The sequence below is a fragment of the Enterobacter cloacae complex sp. 6730903 genome (genome assembly GCF_048283985.1).
Classification (GTDB): domain Bacteria; phylum Pseudomonadota; class Gammaproteobacteria; order Enterobacterales; family Enterobacteriaceae; genus Enterobacter; species Enterobacter hormaechei_C.
Map to the genome: position 1 here is coordinate 20,374 of NZ_JBLVXX010000049.1, position 16,782 is coordinate 37,155.

General features: G+C 55.3%; 13 protein-coding genes and 1 pseudogene. 4 read left to right on the forward strand and 10 right to left on the reverse strand.

All coding sequences use genetic code 11. The annotated features are described in order from the left end of the window. Nucleotides 1–82: 82 nt before the first annotated feature. Both ACNQ0W_RS21010 and pdeH read right to left on the reverse strand, forming a co-directional pair. Complete coding sequence (locus ACNQ0W_RS21010; protein ID WP_062933333.1) at nt 83–2,125, reverse strand: AsmA family protein; 2,043 nt, start codon at nt 2,123–2,125, stop codon at nt 83–85. A gap of 65 nt (nt 2,126–2,190) precedes the next feature. Continuing rightward, nucleotides 2,191–2,964, reverse strand: a complete 774-nt coding sequence (gene pdeH / locus ACNQ0W_RS21015; RefSeq protein WP_417933252.1) for a cyclic-guanylate-specific phosphodiesterase — start codon at nt 2,962–2,964, stop codon at nt 2,191–2,193. Nucleotides 2,965–3,194: 230 nt separating this feature from the next. On the opposite strand from pdeH, the gene ACNQ0W_RS21020 reads away from it, so the two are divergent. Then, nucleotides 3,195–4,124 (forward strand): sugar kinase, encoded by a 930-nt coding sequence (locus tag ACNQ0W_RS21020; protein WP_062933332.1) that lies wholly within the window; start codon nt 3,195–3,197, stop codon nt 4,122–4,124. Between the two features lie 50 nt (nt 4,125–4,174). Here ACNQ0W_RS21020 and ACNQ0W_RS21025 read toward each other — a convergent pair whose 3' ends face one another. The 6 genes and pseudogenes from ACNQ0W_RS21025 to bcsR all read right to left on the reverse strand — a co-directional run bounded on the left by ACNQ0W_RS21025 (nt 4,175) and on the right by bcsR (nt 10,973). Continuing rightward, entirely contained in the window at nt 4,175–5,665 is a 1,491-nt protein-coding gene (locus tag ACNQ0W_RS21025) for a M16 family metallopeptidase (RefSeq protein ID WP_062933331.1), read from the reverse strand. Nucleotides 5,666–5,887: 222 nt separating this feature from the next. Continuing rightward, nucleotides 5,888–7,174 (reverse strand): C4-dicarboxylate transporter DctC, encoded by a 1,287-nt coding sequence (gene dctA, locus ACNQ0W_RS21030; RefSeq protein WP_116329912.1) that lies wholly within the window; start codon nt 7,172–7,174, stop codon nt 5,888–5,890. A gap of 159 nt (nt 7,175–7,333) precedes the next feature. Then, on the reverse strand, nt 7,334–9,340 hold the full coding sequence (gene hmsP / locus ACNQ0W_RS21035) for a biofilm formation regulator HmsP (protein WP_062933329.1): 2,007 nt from the start codon (nt 9,338–9,340) through the stop codon (nt 7,334–7,336). A 120-nt stretch (nt 9,341–9,460) separates the two neighbouring features. Then, a pseudogene (locus tag ACNQ0W_RS21040) lies at nt 9,461–10,114 on the reverse strand (cellulose synthase subunit BcsC-related outer membrane protein); the annotation flags it as partial. Further along, the gene (gene bcsQ, locus ACNQ0W_RS21045) at nt 10,093–10,773 is read right to left on the reverse strand and encodes a cellulose biosynthesis protein BcsQ (RefSeq protein WP_235143959.1); all 681 of its coding nucleotides are present in this window, start codon (nt 10,771–10,773) and stop codon (nt 10,093–10,095) included. The gene bcsQ and the pseudogene ACNQ0W_RS21040, both read right to left, overlap by 22 nt. An 11-nt stretch (nt 10,774–10,784) precedes the next feature. Continuing rightward, a complete protein-coding gene (gene bcsR / locus ACNQ0W_RS21050) occupies nt 10,785–10,973 on the reverse strand; it encodes a cellulose biosynthesis protein BcsR (RefSeq protein WP_003861175.1) in 189 nt (62 codons plus the stop codon). Between the two features lie 174 nt (nt 10,974–11,147). Between bcsR and bcsE the strand changes: the two genes are divergently transcribed. From bcsE to bcsG, 3 genes are read left to right on the forward strand one after another with little or no spacing between them, the layout of a single operon-like run. Next, nucleotides 11,148–12,710, forward strand: a complete 1,563-nt coding sequence (gene bcsE / locus ACNQ0W_RS21055) for a cellulose biosynthesis c-di-GMP-binding protein BcsE (RefSeq protein ID WP_062933324.1) — start codon at nt 11,148–11,150, stop codon at nt 12,708–12,710. Continuing rightward, entirely contained in the window at nt 12,707–12,901 is a 195-nt protein-coding gene (bcsF, locus tag ACNQ0W_RS21060) for a cellulose biosynthesis protein BcsF (RefSeq protein WP_006808586.1), read from the forward strand. Before bcsE ends, bcsF begins: the two co-directional genes overlap by 4 nt. Beyond that, nucleotides 12,894–14,573 carry a cellulose biosynthesis protein BcsG gene (gene bcsG, locus ACNQ0W_RS21065; protein ID WP_032672219.1) on the forward strand — a complete coding sequence of 560 codons (1,680 nt, stop codon included), beginning with the start codon at nt 12,894–12,896 and terminating at the stop codon, nt 14,571–14,573. The genes bcsF and bcsG overlap by 8 nt, the downstream gene beginning before the upstream one ends. A 35-nt stretch (nt 14,574–14,608) precedes the next feature. Here bcsG and birA read toward each other — a convergent pair whose 3' ends face one another. Further along, the gene (birA, locus tag ACNQ0W_RS21070) at nt 14,609–15,571 is read right to left on the reverse strand and encodes a bifunctional biotin--[acetyl-CoA-carboxylase] ligase/biotin operon repressor BirA (protein ID WP_003861169.1); all 963 of its coding nucleotides are present in this window, start codon (nt 15,569–15,571) and stop codon (nt 14,609–14,611) included. Next, nucleotides 15,568–16,596, reverse strand: a complete 1,029-nt coding sequence (gene murB / locus ACNQ0W_RS21075; RefSeq protein ID WP_062933323.1) for a UDP-N-acetylmuramate dehydrogenase — start codon at nt 16,594–16,596, stop codon at nt 15,568–15,570. The genes birA and murB overlap by 4 nt, the downstream gene beginning before the upstream one ends. Nucleotides 16,597–16,782: the final 186 nt, after the last annotated feature.

Below are 16,782 nucleotides of genomic sequence, written 5' to 3' on the forward strand. Positions count from 1 at the left end.
CAGTTATTCTGAGGCAACGTTATAGCTTTTGCTTTCAAATTACTGGAGCCCCCTCTCCCCACAGGGAGAGGGAGAAACGGGACTACTTCTTCATCTGCGATAAAATCGTCCGACACTGATTCGCTTCGCCTTCTGACGGCGAAATCAACGCCAGCAGCGCCGCCGCAGGGGTGACCAGCGTAGCGAGCGCGGCGGCGACCGCACCACGCGCAATCAATGGCCCGGCCTTCACGCCCGCCTGCGGATCTTTGAAGGTCCCGCGAACGTACAGCGGCGAGCGCAGGGTAATGATACGAATGCCTTTACTTTCCGGATCGATGGTTAAATCCAGCTGCTCGGACGCCATGCTGGCGGTACCGGTGACGTTGATAACCGCGTTTTCCGTGTCGAAGGCGAAAATCTGCGGACGCGCCACGCCGTTGACCAGATCCAGATTTGCCGCCGCGCAGTTAACGCGTACTTCGTCGTCACCGAAGATTTGCCCGATGATAAAGTTCCCGACGTTCAGCCCCAGGATCTCCATCAGGTTACGGCTCACCAGCCCGTCGTTCATCAGCAGCTTCAGGTTGCCGTTTCCACTGCCCAGCAGCGCCGCTACCGAGTTACCCGTGCCGCGAATGTCCGCGTCGCCGTTCATCTCACCGAGGGTTTTCTGCATCAACTCCACGTCCGGCATCAGCTCTTTCAGCTTCAGCCGACGCGCCTGGATCTCTGCCCTTCCCTGCATTGGCTTTTTATCCCCCTCCAGGTGGATATTCGATGAGATGGTTCCCCCGGCCATGCCAAACTTCAGCGGTTGCAGGCGCAGGTCGGCGTTTTTCAGGATGATATGGGTCGAGAGGTTGCTCAGCGGCAGCGTGCTGCCATGCTCAATTTTACGTCCTTTGAAGCGCACATCCGCGTCCATCACGTCCCACTTGTCGGTTTCGAAGCGGTCATAGGGCAGCACTTTACCCGCAGGCTGAACGTCTTTTTTAACCTCTTTTGACTTCGTGCCTTTGCCCGAATCTACGCCAATCAGCGGACCAAGATCGGCCAGACGCAGCTGACGGGATTCAACATCCCCCTCCAGTTTCGGGCGCGGTTTACCGGTGGTGTAAGTCAGCGTGCCGTGGATATCGCTGTCGCCGATGCGGCCGTTAAAATTCCGGTAGTCAAAGACGGACGATTTTTCGGTGTTGATTTTGGCAACCAGGTGCCCGTCCGTTTCAAACGGCGGGGTATCCGGCAGCAGCACGCCGGTGAGATCGTACAGTTCACCCAGCGAATCACCGGCAAACTTAAGCTGGAGGTCGACGCCGCCCATGTTCATCGGGTCGTTAACCGTGCCCACGAACGCCACGCGGGTATTGCCCGAGCGGAAATCCGCCTGCACCGGGAACGGCGTGCCCTCGCTCCTGAGCGCCAGCATGCCGCCGATTTTGCCTTTCCCCGTCAGCGGCTGGCCGTTGTAGCGCCCTTTCGCCGTCAGGCCGAAGACGTAATCGCCCGCTTTGCTGTCATCGCCTTTGGCTTTGCTGCCCGTCACTTCGCTAAACGGCAGCGGCTTGCCCAGCGGATCGACGAGGATCTCCACATCAGCCTTACTCACTTTATCGTCAATGGCGATCCGCCCCCGATCGAACAGAATATTGTCGAGGCGGAAAGACCACGATGAGGGCTGCGCATTCGGATCTTTATCGCCGCTGCTGGCGAGATCGAACGTCCAGTTGTTGTTTTTCTCTGAAAGGCGAATTAGCCGCGCGTCGGGCTGCTGGAGTTTGATCCACGGCAGATACACCGTTTTGGTTAACAGGGCTAACGGCGCCAGCGTGGCTTCCACGCGCGGCAGGTGGATCATGGTCACTTCGGGGATGTCGGGCGGGTTGCCGAGAATAATATCGTCGGCGTGAACGTGCGGCCAGGGCACCCAGCTCCGCCAGCCGGTTTCCTCTTTCTGGCGCTCCCACACGACGCCCAAATCGCCACGTATTGCGAAGGGACGGTTCAGCTCGGTTGAGACTTTCTGGTTGATGGTCGGTTTGAGGCGGTTCCAGTCAAACGTGGCGATAATGATGATTAAGACCACGATCAGCAACAAGAAAATCCCTGCTGTCCAGGAAATCACCCTGGTTGTTTTTGTCATTGTTGTCCCCTTTCCTGATGAACTTGCCTCTAAAACTATAGTTCAGACAAAGGGAAGCGGGCAGATCAGAGGCTGGTTATCACCTTTTCCAGGGTATCCATGGGGACAGGACGAGAGAGGAAATAACCCTGTGCCGCCGCTGCCGGAGAATTTTGCAAGTCGCGCCACTCCTCCAGCGTCTCTACGCCTTCCACAATGACGCCCTGACAATAGCGGTTCATCAGTTGCAGGAGCATCGTAAACAGGTTCCGTCCCTCCGGCGTCTGGCGCAGCATGATAAACAGATCGCGGGCCACTTTGATGTAGTCATAACGCACTTCGCTCAGGGCGGAGAAGTTCGCCATACCGGTACCGAAATCATCCAGCCACAGCGGGCCAAACTCACACATCGAGGCAAACGAGGAGTCCTGCGGCAGCTGAACATGTTCCACCAGCTCGAAGCGCATCCACGGCAAGGTGGCAATCAGCGCCTGCAACGTCGCATTCTGACGTAACGCCATCAGGGTTGGGCCATCCACGTTCACCGACGCCAGAATACCGTGCTGCTCGAAGAACGCCTGCTTCGTCGCCAGCATTCTTAACTGCTCTTCCAGCACGTCGATACGCTGACGCACGGCAACCTCCGCAAAATAGCGGTCCGGCGCAATACGCTGGGAAGGATTCGATGGATGAGTGACGACCGTTAACACCTCAATCGCCATTAACCGACCGTCGGTACGGTAGATGGGCTGATAGGTGTACGCTCGCTCACATTGCAGCCAGTAGCGATGCTCCTGCAAGTTCTCAATACTTGCCTCAGGCGTAGTGCTCAGCCGCTGGATAACCTGCTCTGACTTCATTTCGGATGTCCTGTTGTATGGGATAGCCTTTCTGGACTCGTCACTGAGTTATCGGCCCGCCAGGTGAGAACTTTATGTTCAATTCATCGGGAAAATGAAATTAAGATGACAGAAATATGCCGGAATACGCGCTGGCTCAAAAAAAATAATGGAACGTCGTTTTAATATAGTTGACCATAAAAAACACACAGCGCACACTACCCTTAATTACTTTGTTCAGGTTCACGACTATGTCTAAAAAAATTGCCGTGATTGGCGAATGCATGATTGAGCTGTCCCAGAAAGGCGCGGAAGTCAGCCGCGGTTTTGGTGGCGATACATTGAACACCTCCGTTTACATTGCCCGTCAGGTCTCCCCCGACGCGCTGAGCGTGAGCTACGTTACCGCGCTGGGAACGGACAGCTTCAGCCAGCAGATGCTGGAAGCCTGGCAGGGTGAAAACGTTGGGACCTCGCTGATCCAGCGAATGGAAAACCGCCTGCCGGGTTTGTACTACATCGAAACCGACAGCACCGGCGAGCGCACCTTCTATTACTGGCGTAATGAAGCGGCCGCCAAATTCTGGCTGGAAAGCGAGGCCGCCGCTGCCATTTGCGAAGAACTGGCCACCTTCGATTATCTCTACCTGAGCGGGATCAGCCTGGCGATCCTGAGCCAGGAGAGCCGTGAAAAGCTGCTGTCACTGCTGCGCGAATGCCGTGCCAATGGCGGTAAGGTGATTTTCGATAACAACTACCGTCCGCGTTTGTGGGCCAGCCGCGAAGAGACGCAGCAGGTCTACCAGCAGATGCTCGAATGCACCGATATCGCCTTCCTGACGCTGGATGATGAAGACGCCCTGTGGGGCGAAAAACCGGTTGATGAGGTCATCGCCCGGACGCAGGCTGCCGGGGTCAGCGAAGTGGTGATCAAGCGCGGGGCGGAGTCTTGCCTGGTGGCGGTTGCAGGTGAAGCCGTAAAAGAGGTCCCGGCGGTGAAGCTGGCGAAAGAGAAAGTGATCGATACCACTGCGGCGGGAGATTCTTTCAGCGCGGGGTATCTGGCGGTACGTCTGACGGGGGGTACGTCGGAAGCAGCGGCGCAGCGCGGTCATTTAACGGCCAGCACGGTGATTCAGTATCGCGGAGCGATTATTCCGCGCGAGGCGATGCCTGCTTAAGGACTGTGCGGGCTGCTTGCCCGCACCCTAACCCTCTGGGAACGCAGGGCTTACTGGCCCTGCGGAATATCACTCGCATCCTGATGTAAATCATCGGCTGCCGTTTGCGCTGGCTGCGGCGGCGTCGCCATGATGGCGTTCCAGGTGGCCTTCAACTCTTTCATGTCATATTCCGGCTCACCTTTCGGCTGCAACAGAATCAACGCCATATCCTGCGACAGCTGCTGACGCAGATCCTGATTCAGCATCTCCACGGTCAGACCGTTCAGGAAGTCCTGACGCAGTTTCTGATACTGCTCCGGCGCGATATCCACCACCTGATTCTGCAAGGAGCGAATGCGCTGGCTGATTAAGATATCGGTATCGGCGCGGGCATAGGTGGCGAACAGTTTCTGCAATTCAAGGGATTTCTGCGCCACCAGCGCGTTAAACTCCTCTTCAGACAGGCCCTCTTTACGCACTTTAGCCAGCTCTTTCGCCACCACGCCAAGATTGGCATTCAGCTTATCGCCCGGCGATTCCACGTTAATGGCGCACTGGGCGCGCTGGAACAGCACACGGCAGTCAAAGCCCAGGCCAATATCTTTCACGTTGTTCTTACTGAGCGTCTGCTGAACGTGCCAGAACAGCGCTTCACGCGCGAGATCCGCACGCCAGTAACGCAACAGCGCAGAAGACTCGCGGATCGGCTGCCAGGCCGTATCCCACATCATTGAAAGACGATCCTGATGCACGGTATCCGTCATGATGCTGACCGTCTCAGGACGCAGCGGAGACAAGGTAGGAACAGGGGCGGGCGTTTCACGCTTCCCTTTCAGGTCGCCAAATGCTTTGTTGATCTGTTCTATCACCGCACGGCTGTCCACGTTGCCCACCACAATCAGGGTCATGGCATCCGGGGTGTACCACTGCTGGTAGAAAGATTTCACCTGCGCGGCATCAACCGGCTGTTTCAGCGGCTCTGCCGGGTCGTGGCCAAGCAGCGTTGACCCTTTCAGGCGGTAGCGCCACCAGCCTTCTTTGGTATCCGTCGGCCAGGTTGCCACCATGTCGCTGTTGCTCAACGCATAGTTAACGGTCTCAGGCGTAATCGCCAGTTTGCCGGTGGCATCGGAAAGATAGGTAAGGGCTTCTTTAAGCAGATCGTTACGGTTGTTGGGCAGGCTCAGGTTAAACATGGTGTAGTCATAGGAGACCACAGCCGGAGGCAGCGGGCGTTTCGGATCGATGGCCTGTTGCCATAAAGAACGCACCTGAACCGCCTGCAAACTGCCGCTCTGGGTGAGCGCCAGTCGAGGAATAAAGTGGCTTAAGCCGGTCTGCTGGGTGCTTTCAGTGAGGGAGCCGGTATTCACAGAAAGACGGATTTCAATGCGATCGCTCGGACGTTGCGGAGTGGATAATACCTGCCACTGGAAACCGTTCGCCAGTGTTCCCTGTTGCCAGGCCGGGTCTGGCTGGAGCGCATCTGCCTGCACATAACTGGCTGCTGCCATCATCAGCAAACCGCCGGTTAAGAGTCGAATTTTTGTGCCCTGCATGTGAACCCCTGATCAACATTCCTGGTTAAAGAGAGTGTCTCGCGACGTGAGCACTCAAAGATGACGATGAAAACCTTCCGATTAGACAGCGTGTTCGGCTAAACGTCACGGGCGGAAGTGAAATATACCCAAAAAAAATCTTGTCGAATTATGACAGGTATGAACGGTTATTATGCGCAGGTGCCCGCATCCCCACAAGGGAATACGGGCATTTATGAGGGATTAAGAGGATAAACCGGGGGTTTTGTCCTCAGATGGGCGGTTATTCAGCGTATCGTTAAGCTGCTTGTGATCCAGCTCTTTCACCCACTTCGCCACCACAATTGTCGCCACGCCATTGCCGACCAGGTTGGTTAACGCACGGGCTTCAGACATAAAGCGGTCAATACCGAGGATCAGGGCCAGGCCCGCCACCGGCAGATGGCCCACCGCCGAAATGGTGGCCGCCAGCACGATAAATCCGCTGCCCGTTACGCCCGCCGCCCCTTTTGAAGAGAGCAGAAGCACCACCAGCAGCGTAATCTGATGGAAGATATCCATGTGGCTGTTAGTGGCCTGGGCAATAAAGACCGCCGCCATCGTCAGGTATATCGAAGTGCCGTCCAGGTTAAAGGAGTAGCCCGTAGGAATAACCAGCCCCACCACTGACTTACGGCAGCCCAGCTTTTCCATTTTATCGAGCATACGCGGCAGCGCGGACTCCGAAGAGGATGTGCCGAGGACAATCAGCAGCTCTTCACGAATGTAACGGATAAATTTGAAGATGCTGAAGCCGGTCGCACGAGCGATGGAGCCGAGCACCACCACCACAAACAGAATACAGGTGATGTAGAAGCAGACGATCAGCTGGCCCAGCTGTACCAGCGTGCCGACGCCGTATTTCCCGATGGTGAAGGCCATCGCGCCAAAGGCGCCAATCGGGGCCAGACGCATGATCATGTTGATGATGCCGAAGATCACCTGCGAGAAGCTTTCAATGACGTTAAAAATCAGCTGGCCTTTGCTGCCAAGACGGTGCAGGGCAAAGCCAAACAGCACGGCAAACAGCAGCACCTGGAGGATGTTTCCGCTGGCGAACGCGCCAATCACGCTGCTCGGGATCACGTCCAGCAGGAAGGCAACAATCCCCTGATCTTTCGCCTGTTCAGCGTAAACCGCCACCGCTTTCGCATCCAGCGTGGCCGGGTCGACGTTCATGCCCGCGCCAGGCTGTACCACGTTGACAATTATCAGGCCGATAATCAGCGCGATGGTACTGACAATCTCGAAGTACAGCAGGGCAACCGCCCCCGTACGCCCGACCGCCTTCATGCTTTCCATGCCAGCGATACCGGTCACCACGGTACAGAAAATGACCGGCGCGATGATCATTTTGATGAGCTTAACGAACGCGTCGCCAAGCGGTTTCATCTGCGCGCCCAGCTCCGGGTAGTAGTGACCAAGCAGAATACCGATGGCGATGGCTGTCAGGACCTGGAAGTAAAGACTTTTAAAGAGTGAGGTTTTCATAGGGTGTCCCTGGAAAGAAAAACTACAGGCTTTGTAAGGTTATGGTTAACCTGCGGCTTTAAAATAACACCCACATAACAGGACAGAAATAAACGGGGTTCAAATTTGAAACACAAATGTTAAGAACTTTGAGCTGGCTCGCACAAGCCAGCAACAAAATTACACTTTTGCGTTATTGCCAGCGTCGGCGAGATAGCGTTGCTCAAAGATATCCGTCGGCACGGCGCGGTCAAACAGGAAGCCCTGTCCGCTCTCCACGCCCGCCGCAGCCAGCCACTCACGCTGGGCGTCGGTTTCAATACCCTCGGCAATGACATGCAGATTCAGGCTGTGCGCCATCTGAATAATGGCCTGTACCAGGCTGCAATCCTCCGGCAGCCCTTCCACAAAGGTTTTGTCGATTTTCAGGACGTCCACCGGCAGGGTTTTCATGTGCTGGAGCTGACGCAGGCCGGAATACCCCATACCGAAATCGTCCAGCGCAATGCGGATCCCGGCATTACGCAGCGGTTTCAGAATGGCGACAGCGTCGTCAGGATTATCGATACAACGGCTCTCGGTGACTTCCAGGATCAGCGTGTGGGGCTGGATGCGGTAGCGATGGATCAACTCAAGCATCTCCGGCACCATGGTCGGGTGCATCAGCTGTAGCGCAGAGAGATTCACCGACAGCGGCAGCGTGATGCCCCGTTGTTGCCAGGCCGCAAGCTGGCGGCACGACTCTTCCAGCACCCAGTAGCCGACGGTGACCATCAGGCCACAGGACTCGATACGTTCGATCATCCCCTCAGGCAGCTCCCACGTGCCGTCCGGCTGTTGCATACGCAGCAACGCTTCGGCGCTGGTCACTTCACCCGTACGCAAATTGACCTGCGGCTGTAGCCAGAGCGCAAACCGGCGATTATCCATCGCCGTCAGAATGTCGCTCTCTTCCGTCAGGCGCTGCTGGGCTTTTTCCATCTGCTCCGGATCAAAGAACTGGATCTGGTTTTTGCCTTTTCGGCGCGCGGTGAACGCGGCCGAGAAGGCCCGACGATAAAGCTGCTCGGCGGTCAGCCCCCCGTAGTACATCGCAATACCGATGCTGGCGCTCGGGCGAAGCTGGATACCCTGAATGGGCAGCCGCTCATTAATGACAGTGAGTACTTGCTGACCTAGCGTAATGGCATGCCACGGCTCTTTAACACCGTGCGCGATCACCACCAGGTCATAACCGCTGACCTGGGTGAGCACCATGCGCGGCGCCAGAACGGATTTCACCTTTTCCACCAGCGTCAGTAACAGCATCTCGCGCTGGCTCTCTTTCAGCACGCCCGCCGTGTCCTGCAAGGTTTCGCAGGCAATCACCATCAGCGCGGTGGTCTGCTGGCGGGCGACGGTCTGCTCCAGCAAGGCCATTAAAAACGCTTTGTTTGGCAGATCGGATACCGGAAAACGGGTGGCATTGCTACTAAGCTCTTTCTGCTGACGCAGGACACGCTGCTGGTTGATATTGTAACTCCGGACCAGCATGCCAATTTCATCGTCGTGATGCAGGCGCGGCAAGGGAAGCTGATGCCCCATGTGCTCCTGTGGAGAGAGGTCGTTCAGCTCCCGGGCTATGCGGCGCAACGGATGCACAATTAACCGGTTGATGCACCACGTCAGCGCCACGCTCAGCATTAATGTCAGAAGTAAGTAAGTGGTCACTAACGTTGCAACCCAGCTCATGACGAATTTATACATGCGGTACGAGTCAGCCTGTAGCACCAGGTAGGCCAGCGGCTGCGGGTTAGCCGGTCTTTCCAGGGAATAGAGAGGCAGGGAAATTTGCACCGGCAGTTCAAACAGGCGCATCACCATCATCGGGACGGGACGCTCCGGGATAAAGCTCATCCGCAGCGCCTGGAACTGGTTCGGCAGCACCACATCCGCGCGGCTCACGATACCGGCGGGCTGAATGCGCTTCAGGATGGATTCCGCCTCGGGGATATCCCCTTTCAGGATCGAGGCCGACAGGGGTTCCCGCACCGAGCGGGCAATACTTTCCAGTTGCGAAGCCGTGTTATAGCGGTTCTGCTGTACGGAGTGAAACAGCAAAATGACGCAGAAGATGAAGACAAACAGCATTGTGACGGCAGACACCATCGCCATCTGTTTGATCGTTAAGGAACGGCTGACACGCAAAATGACTCTCCACAAAACTCGAAGCGCAGGACGCACCAGGGTGTAAACCTGGTGCGTCCGAGTATACCCGATAGCTGCACTTTTAAGAGAGACTTACAATTAGATTAAGTAAAAATCCGATCACCAGTCTGCATAAGGCACCAGCGGTTCCGGTGGTAAGTCCATATCACCCTGCCAGCCCGCGGCAGAATACCGAACGTAGAGCAGCGCATGGCTCGGGGTATAGTCTTTTGCTTCCTGAATATCGACGCCCAGACCGACAAACCAGTTGGACGTCACGCGGCGTTCAACAATCGCCCTTGCGGTATAACCCGTCCCTGACGAGCTACTTCCGGTTTCCATCACACCTTTATCAGTATAACGGCCTGGCTCATTGTCCGGGATCAGTCCCTGTAACGGATAACGCATCACATCTTTTGTTTTTGAATGAGACCAGGAGACTGAGCCGCCCAGCTCCCATGACCAGTTCTCTGTGCGTTTACGCCAGTTCACCGGTAAGGCGAACGACACATACTCCTGGGGACTGTAGTAACCGCCCTGGCCCAGCGAATAACCACTTAAATCCTTATCGTAATGCCAGAGCATGTTGGACACGCCCACCGTCAGGCGTTCGTTGTTCTGATTGATGAGCTTGTAGTAATAGCCGGTCATCCAGCGGACGCGCCAGTTATCTTCGACATTCTTCCCGGTGAGGCTGTCGGCACTCAGGCTTGACCAGATCCCGTTAGCTTCGCCTTTGTCATAGCTCATGCTCACGCCGCCGCCAGTGAATCGCTACGGTACTCCCCGAGAGGTTGTTTCGACGCGAGGCACTCCGCCATCGCTTCGTCACGATGGATCACCATCGGCAACAGGCGGCGCTGACTCTGGAGCCAGACCTGGTAGAGATCGTCCTGGATCTGGCTGCCAATGCGCAGATCGTTGATCAGAATATGGGCATTAGCAGGCATCGGCTGCTGATGCAGACGGATATGACAATTCGCATCTACGTTCGCGATGGAGAGCACATGGTCGCACTGCGCCAGCAGCTGGCGGGTCAGCGACGCGGCGCCGTGCGGCAGGTCCAGCAGGATCCACTGATAGTGCCCGCTCTCTTTCAGGCTCTGCAATGCGGTGATGAAGCGAGAGAACAGGCGCTGGTACGCGGCTTCATTCCCGCGCTCGGTTTCGGTCAATTGACCAAAGGGAAGCAAATCGAGCTGGGAGGTATAACGCAAACCCGCATCCCGCCAGTCTTTATCGTCCAGAAGCGCACGTCCCCAGCCGTTTGCATGCGTAAAGTCGACATTGAATGACATGCGCAGCAAATTATCGGAACAGGCATCAATGACCAGTACCGATTCACCTAATACCTGCAATGACCACGCCAGCGCCGCGGTAACGGAAGTTGTACCCACCCCACCACGGACGCCCTGTAATCCTAGTACAGCCATCAATGGCTTCCTTATTGTTGTTGGGCAAACTCAGCTAATAACGGCCAACGTTTAATAGCCGCCGCCAACTGTTCCCGCTGGGAAATATCGGTGTAATCTATTTCAGGCAAAGAAAAAGCCTGCGTGAGTGCCAAAAAATCGTTCTGGAATGTGTAACCCAGACTTGAGTCGACTGGGGTTGCGGGTTCGTTATTTTGCATTCTTTTTTCATCCCTTTGAGTAAAATCATAAGATTCAGATGCAGCGAGGCGTCCTGCCCACTAAATTTCATTTACATGCTAAATCTGATGTTCTTTAATTTCAATGTTAGGTTTATTTCTACGCTTTCGCTAGTAAACTGAGAGACATAGAAATTCGACGAAAAGAGGGACACCGTGGACTCCATATTTTCTATTGGCATCCAGTCATTATGGGACGAATTGCGCCACATGCCAGTCGGAGGAGTCTGGTGGGTTAATACGGATCGTAATGAAGATGCCATCAGTCTGGTAAACCAGACGATAGCGGCGCAGGGGAAGGATTCCCGCGTGGCCGTCATTACGATGGGCGAAGAGCCGAAGTCAATCATCAGGCTCGACAGTGACCGTGGACCCCAGACAGTACGATTATTTTCCATGCCTGCGGAGGCTGACAGTCTATACTTTTTACCCCGCGATATTCAGTGTTCTATTGTTCCCGAACACTATTTACTGATTCTAAAATGCTCTAATAACGGCCTGCAAAATATCCCCTCTGAAAAACTGCTGAAATGGCTGGAAAGAATCAACAGATGGGCAAAAAATCAAAATTGCACCTTATTGGTTGTTAACCCAGGCAGTAATAATGACAAGCTTTTTTCACTTTTAATGAGTGAATACCGTTCCCTCTATGGCCTGGCCAGTATTCGCGTCCAGGCCGACAGCCATCTTTACGACGTGGCTTTCTGGTGCAATGAAAAAGGGGTGAGCTCCCGACAACAACTTACCCTCAAACATGTCGGGGATGAGTGGCATCTTGCTCAACAGGAAGAGACGGTAGTTCAGCCACGCAGTGATGAAAAACGCGTTCTGAGCCATATTGCGGTACTGGAAGGTGCGCCTGCACTGTCTGAGCACTGGTCATTGTTCGATACCAATGAAGCCTTATTTGATGAGGCGCGCACCACGCAGGCGGCGACCATTATCTTCTCGTTGATCCAGAATAACCAAATCGAAACGCTGGCAAGGCACATTCACACATTACGTCGCCAGCGCGGGAGCGCGTTAAAAATTGTGGTGCGTGAAAATAATACCAGCCTGCGCGCCACTGATGAGCGCTTATTACTGGGCTGCGGCGCGAATATGGTCATCCCGTGGAATGCTCCCCTGTCGCGCTGTCTGACGCTGATCGAAAGCATTCAGGGTCAGCAGTTTAATCGACATGTTCCGGAAGATATCAGCACCCTGCTTTCAATGACGCAGCCGATGAAACTGCGCGGCTACCAGAAATGGGACACCTTCTGCGATGCAGTGGGCAACATGATGAGCAATACGCTGTTACCGGCAGACGGAAAAGGGGTGATGGTTGCCCTGCGCCCCGTGCCGGGCATTCGCGTTGAGCAGGCACTTACTCTGTGCCGCCCTAACCGTATCGGGGACATCATGACCATTGGCGATAACCGCCTGGTGCTGTTCCTCTCCTTCTGCCGGGTGAACGATCTGGATACGGCGCTTAACCATATCTTCCCGCTTCCTACCGGAGATATTTTCTCGAACCGCATGGTCTGGTTTGAAGATAATTTGATCAGCGCTGAGCTTGTCCAGATGCGTGCCCTGGCTCCTGAAAAGTGGGCCAAACCGTTGCCTGTCACCAGCGGTGCCAAACCGGTACTCAATGCGAAACATGACGGGCATGTCTGGCGTCGGGTACCTGAGCCGCTACGCTTACTGGATGAGAACAAGGAGAGCGCGCCATTATGAATATCAGCGATATCATCCAACTGGTTGTTCTGTGCGCGCTGATTTTTTTGCCGCTTGGCTACTATGCACGCCATTCCCTGCGCCGTATTCGCGATACGGTCAGATTACTGTTCGTCAAACCTCGCTATATTAAACCCGCCGGAACACTGACTCGCGCTCCGAACGTCAAGGCAAACCGAAAACATGACTAATTCTACCTATACCTCTTCGGCGCCATCGCCACTCTGGCAATACTGGCGCGGCCTGTCCGGCTGGAATTTCTACTTTCTGGTGAAGTTTGGTCTGCTGTGGGCAGGCTATCTTAATTTCCACCCTCTGCTTAACCTGGTGTTTATGGCATTCCTGCTGATGCCAATCCCGAACCTCAGGCTGCACCGTATACGTCACTGGGTCGCTATCCCCATCGGTTTCGCCCTGTTCTGGCATGATACCTGGCTGCCCGGCCCTGAAAGCATCATGAGCCAGGGCTCACAGGTCGCAGGTTTCAGTGCGGACTATATGCTCGATCTGGTTGAGCGCTTTATTAACTGGCAGATGATTGGCGCGGTATTTGTCCTGCTGGTCGCCTGGCTGTTCCTGTCTCAGTGGATCCGGGTGACGGTGTTTGTCGTCGCGATTATGATCTGGCTAAACGTTCTGACGCTGACGGGCCCGAGCTTTTCGCTGTGGCCAGCCGGTCAGCCGACGACAACCGTGACCACCACGGGCGGTTCCGCCGCCGCGACCGTCGCGACAGCAGGGGATACGCCTGTGGTTGGGGATATTCCTGCGCAGACTGCACCGCCGACATCCACTAACCTGAACGCGTGGCTCTCCAGTTTTTACGCTGCGGAAGATAAGCGCCAGACGAAATTCCCGGACGCGCTGCCTGCCGATGCTCAGCCGTTTGAGCTGCTGGTCATTAACATCTGTTCTTTGTCCTGGGCTGACGTTGACGCGGCTGGTTTGATGTCGCACCCGCTGTGGTCGCATTTCGATATTCAATTTAAAGACTTCAACTCGGCCACGTCGTACAGCGGCCCGGCGGCTATCCGCCTGCTGCGCGCCAGCTGCGGACAGCCTTCGCATAAGAACCTCTACCAGCCGGCAGCTAACCAGTGTTACCTGTTTGATAACCTTGCAAAACTGGGCTTTACCCAGCACCTGATGATGGGCCATAACGGTCAGTTCGGTAACTTCCTGAAAGAAGTGCGTGAACAGGGAGGCATGCAGGCCCCGCTGATGGACCAGAAAGGGCTGCCGGTAACGTTGCTGGGCTTTGATGGCTCGCCGGTGTATGACGATACCGCCGTGCTTCAGCGCTGGTTAGATACCGTCGGCAAAGAGGAAGGGACACGTAGCGCGACGTTCTATAACACACTGCCGCTGCACGACGGGAACCATTATCCCGGTGTGAGTAAAACGGCCGATTATAAGGCCCGTGCGCAGAAGTTCTTTGACGAGCTGAACGCGTTCTTCAACGAGCTGGAAAAATCAGGTCGCAAAGTGATGGTGGTGGTAGTACCAGAACACGGAGGGGCGCTGAAAGGCGACAGGATGCAGGTGTCTGGTCTACGCGATATTCCAAGCCCGTCCATCACTAACGTTCCGGCCGGGATTAAGTTCTTTGGTATGAAGGCGCCGCATCAGGGAGCGCCCATTGAGATCACCCAGCCAAGCAGCTATCTGGCTATCTCGGAACTGGTTGCTCGCGCAGTAGACGGTAAGCTGTTTGTGGAAGATAGCGTGAACTGGGATCAGCTCACCAGCGGGCTGCCACAGACGGCGGAGGTATCGGAAAACGCCAATGCGGTGGTGATCCAGTATCAGAATAAGCCTTATGTCCGACTGAATGCCGGGGATTGGGTGCCGTATCCGCAGTGATGACCTGCTACACCCTCTCCCCTGTGGGGAGAGGGTTACTCCGCACTTCGTAACGAAATTTCACCGCCCACCCAAGGCTTAATCACGCCATCCTGTTCAAGAAGCAACGCGCCCTGCGCGTCAATGCCGCGTGATGTGCCGTAAATCTCTTTATCCCCAATCAGCAGCTTCACCGGTCGGTTAATAAAGTTATCCAGCTTTTCCCAGCGAGACAGGAATGGCGCTAACCCCTCTTGTTCAAAGAGCGTCAGCGAACTACGCAACTCATTGATCATGCGGACGGCTAGCGTATTGCGATCGATGGTGATCCCCGCTTCCTGCAAGTTGGTCCAGGCCTGGTTCACGACATCGTTCTGCACGTTTCGCATCACCATGTTCAGCCCCGCCCCAATGACGATCTGTGCGGCATCGCCTGTTTTTCCCGTGAGTTCGACCAGGATCCCCGCCAGCTTTCGATCGTTGAGATACAGATCGTTGGGCCATTTTACCCGCACCTGATCGGCACCCAGATCGTGCAGCACCTCTGCCATCACAATGCCGATGACCAGGCTCAGCCCGATGGCCGCAGCTGGCCCCTGTTCAAGCCGCCAGTACATGGAAAGGTAGAGGTTGGCGCCAAATGGTGAGAACCACTTACGCCCCCGGCGGCCACGTCCTGCCTGTTGGTACTCGGCAACGCAGGCATCACCGGATTTCAGCTCGCTCAGGCGATCCAGCAGATACTGGTTCGTCGAATCAATGACCGGCAATACCGCGACGTTACCGTGCCCAATCTGGCTGCGGATAATCTCTTCATTCAGTAACTGGATCGGTTCCGGCAGGCTGTAGCCTTTTCCCGGCACCGTAAACACATCCACGCCCCAGTCGCGGAGCGTTTGAATATGCTTATTGATCGCAGCACGGCTCATGCCCAGCTGTTCGCCCAGCTGCTCGCCAGAATGAAACTCGCCATCGGCAAGGATACCGATGAGAGTTAACGGGATAGTATTGTCCTTCACGCAATGGTCTCCACGGCATTCACTTCGCCCGTTCGGCCAATAAAGCGAACTTCAGGCTCCAGCCAGACGTTGAATTTTTCGCCCACGCGCTGGCGAACATGATGCGCCAGGTTGACGACATCCTCACTTGTCGCGTTGGACTGGTTGATCAGTACCAGCGCCTGCTGACGATGAACAGCAGCGCCACCAAGAGTAGTACCTTTTAATTCACACTGATCGATAAGCCAGCCTGCGGCCAGCTTCACGCTACCATCCGCCTGAGGATAATGCGGGGCCGTTGGCCAGCCGGCAAGAAACGCTTTTGCATTTTCGCTGCTGATCACCGGGTTTTTGAAGAAACTGCCCGCATTTCCGTTAACTTTCGGGTCCGGGAGCTTGGTCATTCGCATGTGGCAAACGGAATCAAATACCTCACGCGGTGTGACGGTAGCCGGGTCGAGACGGGTCAGATCGCCGTAAGTCAGAACGGGTTTCCAGGCTTTCGCCAGGCGCAGGCCAACGGCCACAATGACGAAACGATCCTGATAGTCGTGCTTGAAAATGCTGTCGCGATAGCCAAAGCGGCACTGCTCTGCGGTCAGGCGCTTCGCCGTTCCGGTCGCCAGTTCGATACAGTCGACATATTCGCAGACGTGTTTCAGTTCGATGCCGTAGGCACCGATGTTTTGAATAGGAGATGAACCTGCACAGCCCGGGATCAGGGCCAGATTTTCCAGCCCTGGCATCCCTTTTTCAAGGGTATATTGCACCAGATGGTGCCAGTTCTCGCCAGCACCCACGTGTAAATGCCAGCTGTCAGCGCTCTCTTTACACTCAATCCCCATGATGCGATTGACGATTACCGTCCCCGCAAAATCATCGAGAAACAGGACATTACTTCCTTCGCCCAGAATAAGTACGGGTTCACCGTTTTCTGTTGCGTTTTGCCATGCATTCAGCAACTGCTGAGCACTGTCGGCACGTACGATTTGATTAGCATTCCGTTGAATACCAAAGGTATTCCAGGGCTTAAGGGAGTGATTCATAGACGCTATCCTGATGCAAAAACCGGGATAGTTTACCGTATATATGGGGGGATAGGTGATTTGTTTATGGAAAGGAAGCAGGTGCTGAAACGCAAAAAGGCCATCCTTGCGGATGGCCTCTTCACTTGTTTGATGCCTGGCAGTTCCCTACTCTCACATGGGGAGACCCCACACTACCATCGGCGC